The organism is Arthrobacter sp. NPDC080073, from assembly GCF_040686575.1.
Taxonomy (GTDB): Bacteria; Actinomycetota; Actinomycetes; order Actinomycetales; family Micrococcaceae; genus Arthrobacter.
This window is the reverse complement of sequence record NZ_JBFBKR010000025.1, coordinates 47,510-60,617: the sequence shown is the minus strand read 5'-3', so window position 1 is coordinate 60,617 and position 13,108 is coordinate 47,510. Positions and strand designations below refer to the sequence as shown.

Annotated in this window: 11 protein-coding genes; 6 read left to right on the top strand and 5 right to left on the bottom strand. The window is 64.0% G+C overall.

The window, feature by feature from the left end:
* The first annotated feature begins 143 nt into the window (after nucleotides 1-143).
* The 3 genes from AB0O52_RS20695 (at nucleotide 144) to AB0O52_RS20685 (ending at nucleotide 2,571) form a co-directional block, all read left to right on the top strand.
* A complete protein-coding gene (locus AB0O52_RS20695; RefSeq protein ID WP_364541719.1) occupies nucleotides 144-575 on the top strand; it encodes a hypothetical protein in 432 nt (143 codons plus the stop codon).
* Between the two features lie 623 nt (nucleotides 576-1,198).
* On the top strand, nucleotides 1,199-2,209 hold the full coding sequence (locus tag AB0O52_RS20690; RefSeq protein WP_364541716.1) for a DUF4192 domain-containing protein: 1,011 nt from the start codon (nucleotides 1,199-1,201) through the stop codon (nucleotides 2,207-2,209).
* A gap of 209 nt (nucleotides 2,210-2,418) precedes the next feature.
* On the top strand, nucleotides 2,419-2,571 hold the full coding sequence (locus AB0O52_RS20685; protein WP_284750877.1) for a hypothetical protein: 153 nt from the start codon (nucleotides 2,419-2,421) through the stop codon (nucleotides 2,569-2,571).
* Between the two features lie 643 nt (nucleotides 2,572-3,214).
* Here AB0O52_RS20685 and AB0O52_RS20680 read toward each other — a convergent pair.
* Both AB0O52_RS20680 and AB0O52_RS20675 read right to left on the bottom strand, forming a co-directional pair.
* Complete coding sequence (locus AB0O52_RS20680; RefSeq protein WP_364541713.1) at nucleotides 3,215-4,027, bottom strand: IS3 family transposase; 813 nt, start codon at nucleotides 4,025-4,027, stop codon at nucleotides 3,215-3,217.
* Between the two features lie 38 nt (nucleotides 4,028-4,065).
* Nucleotides 4,066-4,341: a helix-turn-helix domain-containing protein gene (locus AB0O52_RS20675; RefSeq protein WP_364541710.1), complete on the bottom strand. Its 276-nt coding sequence runs from the start codon at nucleotides 4,339-4,341 to the stop codon at nucleotides 4,066-4,068.
* A gap of 725 nt (nucleotides 4,342-5,066) precedes the next feature.
* On the opposite strand from AB0O52_RS20675, the gene AB0O52_RS20670 reads away from it, so the two are divergent.
* Nucleotides 5,067-6,410, top strand: coding sequence for a ParB N-terminal domain-containing protein (locus tag AB0O52_RS20670; RefSeq protein ID WP_364541707.1), 1,344 nt, complete (start codon nucleotides 5,067-5,069; stop codon nucleotides 6,408-6,410).
* A gap of 466 nt (nucleotides 6,411-6,876) precedes the next feature.
* On the opposite strand, the gene AB0O52_RS20665 is transcribed toward AB0O52_RS20670, so the two are convergent.
* From AB0O52_RS20665 to AB0O52_RS20655, 3 genes are all read right to left on the bottom strand, one after another.
* Nucleotides 6,877-8,019, bottom strand: a complete 1,143-nt coding sequence (locus AB0O52_RS20665; RefSeq protein ID WP_364541704.1) for a GGDEF domain-containing protein — start codon at nucleotides 8,017-8,019, stop codon at nucleotides 6,877-6,879.
* A gap of 146 nt (nucleotides 8,020-8,165) precedes the next feature.
* Nucleotides 8,166-10,160, bottom strand: coding sequence for a glycosyltransferase (locus tag AB0O52_RS20660; protein WP_364541701.1), 1,995 nt, complete (start codon nucleotides 10,158-10,160; stop codon nucleotides 8,166-8,168).
* Between the two features lie 529 nt (nucleotides 10,161-10,689).
* Complete coding sequence (locus tag AB0O52_RS20655; protein WP_364541725.1) at nucleotides 10,690-11,688, bottom strand: ATP-dependent DNA ligase; 999 nt, start codon at nucleotides 11,686-11,688, stop codon at nucleotides 10,690-10,692.
* 357 nt (nucleotides 11,689-12,045) lie between these two features.
* Here AB0O52_RS20655 and AB0O52_RS20650 point away from each other — a divergent pair, with 357 nt between their 5' ends.
* Both AB0O52_RS20650 and AB0O52_RS20645 read left to right on the top strand, forming a co-directional pair.
* On the top strand, nucleotides 12,046-12,312 hold the full coding sequence (locus AB0O52_RS20650) for a glutaredoxin family protein (protein WP_364541699.1): 267 nt from the start codon (nucleotides 12,046-12,048) through the stop codon (nucleotides 12,310-12,312).
* 221 nt (nucleotides 12,313-12,533) lie between these two features.
* Nucleotides 12,534-13,067 carry a single-stranded DNA-binding protein gene (locus tag AB0O52_RS20645; RefSeq protein ID WP_364541722.1) on the top strand — a complete coding sequence of 178 codons (534 nt, stop codon included), beginning with the start codon at nucleotides 12,534-12,536 and terminating at the stop codon, nucleotides 13,065-13,067.
* Nucleotides 13,068-13,108: the final 41 nt, after the last annotated feature.

Here is a 13,108-nt window from a genome sequence, read left to right as displayed (position 1 = left end):
CCTTGCCCTGGGGGTAGACAGGGCTCCGTCGGCCGCCGAGCAAGCAAGCTTGCCAGCAACCAAAAAACAACGGGGGAGAGGGGACGCTGGCCGGTCACCTAAGCCGCCCCACCCGCCACATCCTCTGCAAAGGACACACAACCATGAACACAATCGGCAAAGCGACCGTGACCACCAAGGACACCGGTGAAGAGATCCACGGCGTCACAGTGCTGGGCGATTACCACCTGAATGGCGGCTACGACTGGATGGAACTTATCGGTGAGCACGGCTGGGCCGTTATCCCCAGCTGGGGGTGCGATGGCTGGGACCTGGGCCAGTGGCCCTATGTCATGGTCGCCGGGATCCGCACCGCCGATGAGATCGGCAACCTGTTCGGCGTCGCGACCTACACCGAGGGCGACGTGACGTGCACCTTCTACCGGACCAAGGCCGCGCAGTGGGACGCGATCACTGAGCACGCCTTCTACTGGTGGAAGAACGGCCAGGCTCAAGGACCGGAAGACCTGCCCATGGCGGCGGCCGAGCTGCCCAGCCGGTACCGCCAGCCGTGCACCGTCTTCAACGTCGCCTAACCACCGGCGGCAGGTTCCCCGCTCCGCCCGGAGCGGGGAACCCCCGAACCTTCATCACCGCGCAAACTCGCTTTCCGCGCTGGGTGGGGCGGTCCGTCGTCGTGGCCGGCTGCCGCTGTGGTCACCGGCGACGGACCGCCGTCCGCATGAAGGCCGCGCGTGGTGGCTGATGCTGGCGGCCTGCCCTGAGGGGATGGCTGGTGCGGGAGGATCCAGCCGCGCCCTGGCGAGTCCTGGTTTCCGCTTCGCTGCAACCAGGTAATCGGGCGTCCGCTTCGCGGCCGGCTGTTGGGTCCAGGGCGCGCCGTCGCAGAGCTCCGGACCCCCTGAACCTTGGTGTCTACGACGTTTTTTGGCTGCTGTCCTTCGGATTCTACGTGTCCGCTCCACCCCGTCTAGCCCCTCCTTCGTCGGGGCCCGCGGCCCACGGAATCGGCTCCGGCGCTCCTCCGTCGCTTATTTCCTCCGCAGATTCCACGGTCCTTGCCCTGCGGGTAGACAGGCCTCCGTCGGCCACAGCTCCGCAAGCTTCGCCAGCAGCCAAAAAACAACGGGGGAGGAAAGGAAGTAGCTGGCCGGGTCACGCCGCTCCCTCACCAATCCTCGGAAAAGGACTCACAACCATGAACGACTTCATCAGCTTCACCAACCCGGCCGACATCCTCGCGCTTATCCCGCACACACTGGGGGAACAGCCCAAGGAATCCTTCGTCGTGATGACCATGAACGGAACGCGGCTCGGCGCGACCCTGCGCGTGGACGCACCGTTCGCAGCGGACCCGCGCGGCTACGCCCAGACGCTCGTCAGCCACCTGAGCGCGGACGAGAACGCCACTGGCACCCTACTCGTGATCTACACCGATGAGAACAGCCCCGGAAACTCCCGCCCCTACTGGGCGCACGTCGAGGCATTGAGCACCGAGCTGGCCACAGCGGAAATGCCGCTGAAGGATGCATGGATGGTCACCGCCCACGCGTGGCGGAACTACCTGTGCACCGACCCCGGATGCTGCCCGGACGAACCGCTGGAGGCGATCACGACCAGCAACGGCAACGCCGAACTGATCTACCGGGGGAGCATGGTCACCGGATTCACCGCACCGGAACCCTTCACCGGAGACGCGGGAGTCCGGGAAACCATCAAGGCCCACACGCCCGAAGGATGGCCGGGGGAAGTGGACCGCAGCCGGGCCATCTGGTCCGAGGCTCTGGATAACCCGGAAGCCCTGACCGCCGGGCGCGCCCACGAACTGGCAGGAGCGTTCCAGCACCCTACGGTCCGGGACTACCTGATGGCCGACGTCATGACCACCGCGCCGGAGCAGTTCACCTCCGTCCTGCTGGGCGTGGTCCTTGCCCGTCCGGACTGGGCACGCGTGGACCGCGCCCAGGAAATCGCCTTCGAACTGATGAAGGCAACCCCGGAAGGCCAGCGCGCACCGATGCTCTGCCTGATCGGCTGGCTGGAATGGCTCAAGGGCAAGTCCAGTTTCGCCGCCCGGTACTTCAAGCTCGCCATGGACGATGTCACCGATTACCGGCTGGCGTCGCTGCTGACCGAGCTCCTCAACCGTGGACTGGTCGCTGACTGTGCACGGAACAAGGCCATGTCCTACACGCCGACCATCCGGTAACCGGAAGAATCAAGGGCCGGGCCCACTGGGGTCCGGCCCCTTGGTTTGCCGATCCTCCGATCCTCCGGGGTGCGGCGGCGGCCTCCTCCGCTGCGCTCCCCCGGCCGCCGTCAACGCTGGCGCGGGCGCAGCACCAATTTCAGACAATGTGCAGGATCCGCCGCTAGGGTGAAAGGACACCGCCGAAACCCAGGCAAGGAAACCCCGCCATGGCATCAGAGTTCCGCATGACCGAGGACGACACCGTTGGCCCCGATGCCAGCCAGATCGAAGACCTGCTGGAATTGCGCCTGCTCACGGCAGGCCCGGAAACCGGTCCGGTAGACTTCCCCGTAACAGACCACCGGCTCGAGCAGCCGTAACCCACAGCAGCATCGACGCTGCACCACGGATTTCCTTTTTCCGAGGGAAAACAGAAAGAGCCGGCGCCTTGAACTGGTCCCCTAAAGCTGGACTCGCAAATGCGATGTCTTTACTTTAGCGGCCAGCGATCGGCTCTTCACAGAAGGCTCCGTCCCCCCGAGGGACGGAGCCTTCTCGCATGTAACCTGCGCCCCAGGAACCTGGTTGGATTAGGCATTTGTTCATTATCACCTCGCGCGGGCCAGCCAGGCTGTCGTTAGTGCCCGCGATGTCACGGCGACACTAACTTTCTGGCGCCCGGAGCAGTGGGACACGACCCGCGTTAGTCAGGATTCGACGGCCCCGACCGTTCCTTCCGATACCTGTAGAACGACCTGATCGACAGCAGAGATCCAAAGAGCACCAGCATCAGGCCGGGCAATACAGCTGCTTGGTCTCTGAATATGACGACCAACCCGCAGATCAGGGCAACCAAGCCCAAGACCAGTTGGGCAATGACGTAGTTTCTACTCATTGAGTCATTCCTATTGCTCGCTGTCTCCCGAGGCTAAACCGGGACGCCCGGACTGGACAAGAACCTTGATTGAACCCAGGGGAATACACCTTTGCTCCCGGAGTCGTATGCCAATTCGTTCGAGGCTCCTATGCCGCAAGAGCCTGAGTACGGTACTGCACCGGGCTCAAACCCTTTAGCCTTGTGGAAATTCTTTCGGTGTTGTACCAGCGGATGTACTCGTGCAGCGCCGACGCCAGTGCGTCGGTGTTGAGGAACCGGACACGGTGGAAGAGCTCTTCCTTGAGGTGTCCGAAGTAGTTCTCCATGACGGCGTTGTCGTAGCAGTTTGCTTTGCGTGACATCGATTGGACCGCGCCGGCGTCCGCCAAGAGTGTACGCCAGGAGTTGTGCTGATACCGGAATCCCTGGTCGGAGTGCACGAGCGGTTTCTGCCCTTCCTCCAGCGTGGCTAAAGCGCCGCGCAGGGAAGCATTCGCCAGCTCCAGATTGGGCGACGTTCCAATTGCGTAGGAGATGATCTGCCGGTCAAAAAGATCCATGATCGGTGAGAGGTAGAGCTTCCGGTCACCGACGCTGAACTCGGTCACGTCCGTGACCCACTTCTGATTTGGTGCATCCGCTTCGAACTGGCGTTTCAGCAGGTTCGGGGCCACGATGCCCTGCTCGCCCTGGTAGGGGTTGTACCGCTTCCTGCTTCGGACCTTGCAGACCAGCCGCAGGGAACGCATCAGCTTCAGCACGGTCTTCTTGGCGACCGTCCACCCTTGCTTGAGCAGTTCGATATGGATCCGGCGATGCCCGTACCGGCCGTGGTTCTTCTTGAAAATCTCTGTAATAGCGGCCTTCAGGGACGCCCGAGGATCGGGGCCCTGGAGGCGGGACTGGTGGTAGAAGAACGTGGACCGGGCTAACCCGGCCACGTCCAGGAGAACTTCCAACCGGTGTTCAGCCTTGAGAGCGATGACAGCGCGGACCTTTAGCGCTGTTCCTCGTCCCTCAAGGCGTTTACTTTTCCCAGGAACGCCACCTCTGCGCGAAGGCGTTCGTTCTCACGGCGCAGTCGCTCCACCTCGGACTCAGGTTTCCTTGCTGTCCCGGGATTCGTCTTTGGACGGCCTTTCGGCTTGGGGCGCAGCCCGTCCTCGCCTTCGGTCCGGTACTGACGCGCCCACTTCTCAAGCAACAGTGGAGAAGACAGCCCAAGCTCTTTCGCCAGGCCTACTTTGGGCTCACCCGCGCGGTATCGCTGCACAGCATCAAGTTTGAACTCAAACGAGAACACCGGTCGTGTTGGCTTCGCCACCAGCGTCGTACCTCCGCGTGTCCGCCATCGACCATACAAACGTTTGATGGCACCTCTACCTACTCCGAGTCGGGTCGCTACCGCCCAAGCACCCCAACCCGTTTCAAACAACGCTACCGCGGCCTCGCGCTGCTCCTCGGACAACGAACTTCTTCCACGCATACAACTGCTCCCCTAAAGTCAGAACTGATTTCTCAGTCCAGCTTTAGGGGAGCAGTTCACCTCAGCGCCGGCTCTTTCGCCTTAACCGCCGCCCGCCCGAGACCGCGGGAACCTGAGGAAAGAACATGCTCGCAGGGCTCGCACCCCTTCGGGGCGTCCGCTTCGCGGCCGGCTGTTGGGTCCAGGGCGTGTCGTCGCAGAGCTCCGAACCCCCTGCCCCCTGTTTGTCTACGACGTTTTCTGGTTGCTGTCCTTCGGATTCTAGGCGTCCGCTCCACCCTGTCTAGCCCCTCCTTCGTCGGGGCCTGCGGCGCAGGAATTTCCCTGCGGCGCTCCTTCGTCGCTGATTTCCTCCGGGATATTCCCGCGCCTTGCCCTGGGGGTAGACAGGGCTCCGTCGGCCGCCGAGCAAGCAAGCTTGCCAGCAACCAAAAAACAACGGGGGAGAGGGGACGCTGGCCGGTCACCTAAGCCGCCCCACCCGCCACATCCTCGGAAAAGGACACACAACCATGAACACCACACCCGTGCTGGAAATGCTGGACCCCGCCACTCTCACCGTGGACACCAATGTCCGCAAGGAAGCAGGCCTGACCAAGGAATTTGTGGCCAGCCTCAAAGAACACGGCGTGCTCGTCCCCGTCGTCGCCCATCGGACCGAGGACGGAAACGTGCACGTGCTGATGGGACAGCGCCGCACGCTCGGAGCGATCGAAGCAGGACGGAACCGGATCCCCGTGCACATCGTGGACAACCCCGAAGAAGCGGACCGGCTGGCAACACAGGTCGTGGAAAACGACCATCGGAGCGCACTCACGGACGCCGACCGCGCCGAAGCGTTCCACCAGATGTCGCTGCTCGGCGTCAGCGCCAGCGTCATCGCCCGCAAAATGGGAGCCAAGAAGGCCGTCGTGGACACCGCACTGAAAGTGAAGTCCAACCCGACCGCAGCCCAGGCACTCGAACAAGGGCTGACGCTGGAACAGTCAGCCGTGATCGAGGAATTCGCGGACGCACCGGAGGCCGTGGCCACGCTGGAACGGCTCGCCATGGAGAACCCCGGCGGCTTTGCCCACCAAGCCCAGCGCCTCCGCGACGGGCGCCGCAACGCCGCCCTGATCGCCGAAGCGAGAGCCGAGGCTCAAGCCAAGGGCCTGACCGTTCTGGAGGAAGACCCGGGTTACTACGACTACAAGGGAGCCGCCGCCGCAATTTCCAAACTGACCACCGCCGAAGGCGTGCCGCTCACGGAGCCGGACGCGGACGCCGTTTACCTCGGCACCGGCTACAGCGGCCTGTACACGAGGTTCGCGGTGGCGGACTGGAAGGCCCGGGGTTTGCGCAAGGAAGGCAAGGCCCCTGCCGGAGGCATGACCGAGGAGGAGAAGGCCGCGCGCCGGGAGGTTATCGAGAACAACAAGGCCATGGACTCGGCCCAGGTGGTACGCCGGGACTTCGTCAAAGCCCTGCTGTCCCGCAAGGCACTTCCCAAGAACGCCCACAGGTTCATCGCCCACACCATCGCCCACTCCAACTACATCCTGGGCAAGGCCTTGAACAAGACCGCCCTGACAGCGGAACTGCTGGGCACCGGCGATGGCTACGGCGAGTTCAAGGCCTACGTGGACAAGCCCTCCACCAAACCCGAAACGGTCACCCTCGCCACCATGATCACCGCCTACGAAGGGAACATCGACCGCACCAGCTGGCGGAACCGCCACAGCGATACTCGTTACTACCTCACCGAACTCATGGCATGGGGATACGAACCCAGCGACGTGGAGAAAATCATCCTCACCGACCCCGACACCCCCATCGGGGAAACCACCGAGGCCGACGAACCCGACGCGGCCTAACCCCCTTTGCCGGGCGGAACCCCCGCCCGGCAAAGCCCCGCCCACTCACCACGAACATGCGCAGGGAACCTGAAAATGCCGGGGCGGTCCGCCGCGCCGGGGGAACCAGGGCAGCCACTCACCAGCGGCGGACCGCCATCAACGCCACACACCTCGGCCATGCCGGGAGCCGCGCCACCAGGAACACCGTCGGTCCCGGAACGTTGCGGCAGGCATCGGCATGACAATGGATTCAGCCTGGCTGAACCCATGGATTTCCTTTTTCCGAGGGAAAACAGAATGAGCCGGCGCACCCGCGCCGGCTCATTCGCCTTCTACGACCCGGACAGTTGACCGGGGAACTGCACAGCTGCAGGATCCAGCTCGGGACGGACTCCTGGTGGAGTCCGTTATTCCTAGCCGTAGATATTCTTCTTAGAACTCCCGTGCGGCCGGGTGATCCGCGGCAAATGAGTCCTGCTCCAAGCTATGTGTAGGAGGCCCCGATGATTGAACGGTTCCGACCGAGGCTTTTGGCCATATACAAGGCGATGTCCGCGGCGGCGATGAGTTGCTCCAGATCCGCTGCATCTTCCTCGATGGGGATAATGCCGTAACTGACCGTGGGCATCGTGAAACCAGCCCCCGCGCCTGCGGCTTCAAAGCGGTCACTGATGTCCGCGGCGATCGCCTGTGCCTTCAGGGCACTGACCCCGGGCAGGAGCAGAACGAATTCCTCGCCTCCCATCCGTCCGGCGAGGTCCCCGGAGCGGACTGCTGCCCTGCACGCTCCGGCGAAGGCTTTCAAGGCTGTGTCCCCTGCCGCGTGCCCGTGGTTGTCGTTGATGGATTTGAAGTGGTCAAGGTCCGCCAGGACCAGGGCGCCGTGGTTGCCGTCCACTCGGAGCCTGTCGCCGGCCGCGTCAAGGAATCCGGCACGGTTGAGGAGCCCGGTGAGCCCGTCCTGGGCGGCGGCGGTCCTGAGGATTTTGGTCTGGTTTTCGCTGCTGAGCGCGAACATGCTGAACGATGCGACGGACAGGAAGGCCATGCCCATCAAGGTTGTCGGCGCCGAGCCGACATAGGTGTTGTACCAGGATCCTCGGGGTCCGTCGATGATGAATGCAAGGAGCCGGCAGAGGTAGAAGGAGGAGACGGCCGCGGCGGCGATCGCGGTGGACTTTCGGAGCCTTGAGACCTCCGAACCTCCTAATGCCAGTTCCCTGGCAGCGAGGCCGAGCATCAGGGACATCATGACCAGGAACACCAGGTCGCCGGCGAAGGGGTTGGTGGCCGGGCTGTCCATGGCGGCGGCCAGTGCCGAGAATGCCGGCCCTCCCGCCAGCATCCAGCCAGTAGCCGGGACTGCTCTCAGGGAGCGGGCGCTGGCCCAGATCGCGGCCGCCCCGCCCACCAGCAAAGCATTCCCCAGAGGGTTGGCCAGCCACCGGTAGGGGGTCTCCTCGAGCAGGAACGTTGCAGACCCGGCCAGGAACAGGGCCAACGAGACGCACCACCAGGCGCTGTAGGGGGACCGGGTGCTTCGGAAGTCCGCGAAGTAGAACAAGACGGCGAGGGTCAGCGCCACCACCGCGAACGCCACCCGGAGACTTTCAGTGTCAAGATTCATTGCCACGTACCCGGTCCGCCTAAATCTGGGTTCAGATGAGTGATCATCGCACACGCTTCGGTCGGATCCGGTGACAGCAACGCCCGCACCCGGGATGCAGAGTTCTCTTGGAATCCGTTTGATCCTCTGGCCGGGTCATGGATGGCTCAGCGGATCCGGAGGGACGCAACGGCGGGGACTCCCGCGGGGAAGTGCGGCAAGGCGCCGGCGGGGGTGTGGAAGAGCCAGAGCGAGAGGGCCCGGTAGGCCTCCCAGTCCTGTTCCGCTGCTTTCAGGGAGGCTGTCTGGGAGCCGTCCGGTCCGTCGGTCACCCGGATGATCTGTAGTGCCACCGGTTCCTGCCCGGGCAGTTCGAGCCGGACCGTGCCCGAGCCCGGCAGCACCCCCCGGGGGAACCGGACGGCGGCTCCGCCTACGGAGATGTCCAGCAGTTCCCCGGTGGAGCCGGCGATGCTGGCCGTGGCGCTGACGGCGATGCGGTGGGCGTTGCGCCGGGAGGTGGCGTATTCCGCGGCGCGGATCCGCCGTGTCCCCAGCAGAAGCACGACCGCGGCGAGCACCAGCCAGGAACCCGCGGCCACCGTTGATCCCGGGGTCGATGCCCAGGGCACCCAGCCCATGACCCCGGCGGCGGCGTAGAGAACGACCGCCGCCACGCCGATCATCATTGCGTTCAGGACACCGGGGGTCCTGCCCCTGCGCCGGAGTTCGGCGGCACCTTTTGGGGTGACTTCGAATTCCAGGACATTGCGGGAGAGCAGCCACCACAGGCACGCCAGCCCGACCGGGACGCGGAAGATCCGCAAGGCGAAGGCGGTCGGCCAGTGGATTTCCCGGCGCATCAGACGTCGGGAGCCCCACAGGCGGAGCGTAAACATCACAACGAACACGGCGGTGAAGACCACTGGTCCGGCGGTGGAGGTCTGAGCACCGGAACACATCACCACGACGGGAATGAGGAATGCGATGAGGGTGCCGATGCCTTCGAGCCACCACAGCGTGCCGTTGAGGTATTCGTGGTAGTTCCGCCAGGACATCCAGCTCTTGGCTGCCCACAGCCGTTCGTGGACCAGGATCTGCATGGCCCCCATGCCCCAGCGCCGGCGCTGGAGCAGGTACTGGTCAGGTGTCGCCGGTGCCAGGCCGACAGCCAGGGTCTGGTGGTGGTAGACGGTTCTCCAGCCGATGCGGATCAGTTTCAAGGTGGTGTGCATGTCCTCGGTGATCGTTTCCGTGGCCACACCCCCTACCTCCAGCAGTGCCTTGACCCGCAGCAGCGACGTTGAGCCGCACCAGAACGGCCCGGCGCCGGGGACATTGCGGGAGGGCATGAGGACATTGAAGAACATCCCCTGCTCGCCGGTGATGCCGTCGTCATCGAACGCCCCGCTGTTGTAGAAGGACTGGGGGCCCTGGACCAGTGCCACCTTCTCGTCGTTGAACCAGCCCAGGGTGGCGGTGAGGAAGGTCGGCAGGGGAACGTGGTCGCAGTCCAGCACGGCGATGATGTCGATGCCCTCGGCCCCGGCCGCTTTCTCCTCGGCCATCAACTGCAGGGCGTGGTTCATGTTGCCGGCCTTGGCGTGGTCATGGACCTCGCGTCTGACGTAGCGGGCGCCGAAGGCTTCGCACATCCGGGCGACCCATTCGCGGTCCCCGTCGTCCAGCACCCAGGTCTCGTGGGCCGGTTCCAGGGCGCAGGCCGCCGCGATCGTCGGGGACAGGACCTCGACGGGTTCGTTGTAGGTGGGGATCAGGACAGCCACCCTCATCCCATGAGGGGGCTCGGTGACCGGGGCCGGCGGGTGGCTGTCGATGTTCCACAACGCCAGAACCTTCAGGACCAGTCCCGGCAGCGGAAGTGCCTCGAAGGTGACCAGGATCCAGGCCATGACCAGGTTCGGCCCGCCTGCCGGCAGGGTGAACATCATCCGCCAGAGCAGATACAGGATCAGAACAGCCACGGACATGACCCCGCCCAGGTGGGCCATCCGGCGGGAAAACGGTTCTTCGGGCCCCGGTGAACCAAGCCGGGCCGCCCAGCCGGCAATACCGGCCCTGGCCAGGACTTTGGCATCGGTCAATGCTGCCCGGCGTCCGCGTGCTGCTCCAACCGGCGGGCGCTGTAGATCGACTGGCATGTGATCCCCCTCAGCTAGACCCGATGCCCGATTCGAGGGAAGCATACCAGCGCCCACGGCCAGCCGAGTGGTCAACCTAAGAAGCGTCATTTTCCCGGATCGCTTTCATCTGATGGACGCGGCCCCGACAAGTGGCCATGTCTCCAACAGGTCCCCGGAACCATCTTGACCCGTTCGCGGCTGCCGACGGGCCGGATTCCACCTAAGTGGGAAAGTACTTTGCAGGTCCTTGGCAAATCCCGCGCAAATCCTGCGTTTTACTTACCTGCGCCAGCCACAACTCACTCCGGAGGGTGCCGGGGGCGGTGGCGCGCCGAGTTCGGACATTTATCGGAAGCAGTTCATCGTGGAACAATTACGCTGCGATCTCTGGCTTCGCCTTGAGTTTCGTGGTGATCGCTCGACTCTGGCTCGCCCACACTCGTTGTTGCATGCAATACAACATTGAGACAGGGCGCAAGCCTTCCCTTGTGGTGTCTGACATCAATCTCTTATCGTCATTTCCGAGTCCCTTGAATTTCAGGGGATATCAAAGGGCGATGAAAACCTCATCCGGATTCAACTCGGGACGGACCCTCACCAGGCGCACCGGGTGCCGGAACGCACGCCCGGACCAGGCGACGTCGGCCGAAACCTCCACGACCAACGGCTCCACGAGAGTCAGGCGCACCGTGCCGCTTTCCTTGTTGAACCTGTCCACCATCCTCTCGCTGATTTCGTCCGGCCACGGATGGTCTCCCCGCGGCGGGTGCAGATACCGCGCCAGATCCTGGCCCGCCCGGGCCGACAAGGGAGTGGAGCGGCCGACAATCCGCAGCCTGCCGCGCATCGGTAGGCCCACGACCACCGTCTCCGGTCGGGCCATCGGTCCGATGACCGCAGCACACACCACATCAACGACGTTCCGGGCCTTGACCTTCAACCAGATCCTCCGGGGCTCATAGGCTTGTTGCCCGCCCTTGACCACGAGCCCTTCCACCCCCGTGGCCGTCATCTCCTTGAACCAGGTCTCCGCCACCGCGCGGTCCCTGGTCACCGGTGACAGATTCAACGGGGCCACCCAATGCCTGGCCAGCTCCTCCAGCAGCGCGCGCCGGTCCGTGAACGGCAGCCCGCGGGTATCGTGCCCGGCCACGGCCAGGACATCAAAGGCCACGAATGAGGCTGGCCGCTCGCGTACGAGCGCAGGCAGCGCCGCCCTGGCCGTCACCAGGCGCAGCTGAAGCGCATCGAAATCCAGCCGGCCCTCGGACCACATGACCAGCTCGCCATCGACAACGCAACCAGGTGGGATCTGCTCACCCGCGGCCGCCAAGACGTCCGGGAAGTACCTGCTCAAGTCCTTGTTTTGCCGCGAGAACAACGACACGCCATCCGCGCCGACCAGACAAACCGCGCGGAAGCCGTCCCATTTCATCTCATACACCGAGCCGCCGGGCAGCGCATTCTCGTGCGGGATCGACTCCACGGCTTTCGCCAGGGCGAGAGCCACAGGAGGACGCAGCGCAGCCGGCACACCCTCAAACATTGTGGGCACAGCGTAGTCCCAGCCCGGCACCGCCGGTAGCGGCGTTCCGCCGCAGGAAAAGCATGGCCGTGGACGAGGTGAATCGAAGGACAACTGTGTGGGGGCAGAACGTCACCGACGGTGCGGGCCGGCATTTACCGAAGGCTCTATTCCGAGGACCAGGCATGTTGCGGCTATTCGCCGGGAGCTGACGGGCCCACCAGCGCTGGGCTCACCAATTATCTTCTACAAAAACAGTCAAAAAGCCCGTGAAATAAGGACAAAAGGCCTTGTTTTTCATATGAAAAAAGATAGACTTGACGTAGAAAGTCAGCCAGACGAACGCAACTAGAACCGATACGAAACCCAGGACTGAAAATGACTTCAACCCCAGCCGAGTACACCGTCTACACCAAGCCGGCCTGCAGCCAGTGCGATGAGACGAAGGCCTACTTCGACCGCAAAGGCATCACCTACCAAGCGGTGGACATTACCGAAGTGCCTGCAGCGCTGGAATACATCACCCAGGAACTCGGCTACTCCCAGGCGCCCGTCATTGTGAACAACGCCGATGACGAAGACCACTGGGCCGGCCTGCGCCGGGACAAGCTGGTCCAGGCAGCCATGCACCACAAGGCGGCCTGATGAACACCCCGCAGGAGCGGTTCGCCCTCACGCCCCGCCGGTTCGACCCGGACCGGGACTGGTTCGGGCTCGAAGCCAACCCTTCCAGGACCATCAACGTCCCCCTCATCGACCCCTACCTGGTGGAACCGGACCCCGCGGCGCCCTGGTACGACACCGAGCAAGACAGCCCTGAAACCGAAGCCACCACGCTCAACCACACCCTAAGGAAGGTCCACATCATGGCCGGCGAAACAACCATTACAGTGATCGGAAATCTAACCAGTGACCCCGAGCTCCGTTTCACGCCCTCGGGATCTGCCGTGGCGAACTTCACCGTCGCCTCCACGCCGCGCACCTTCGACCGGCAGACCAACGAGTGGAAGGACGGGGAGACCCTGTTCCTCCGGGCCTCGGTCTGGCGTGAAGCGGCCGAGAACGTCGCAGAATCCCTCACCAAGGGCACGCGCGTCATCGTCTCCGGCCGCCTGAAGTCCCGGTCGTACGAGACCAAGGAAGGCGAGAAGCACACCGTTATTGAGCTCGAGGTCGAGGAGATCGGCCCCAGCCTCCGCTACGCCAACGCCAAAATCAACCACACCCAACGCGGTGCCGGACCCGGCGGTTCCGGGGGCAACGGTTTCGGCGGCCAGGGCGACACCACCCAGCCTGGCGGCACAGGCGGGTCCCTCCCGCAGGATGACCCGTGGGCCACGCAGTCCACCAGCAACGCCGGCGGCTGGGGCAACGGCCCCGACACCGAACCACCGTTCTAAACTTCAACATCAGTAGTGGGAGTAGTATCGTTACTACTCCT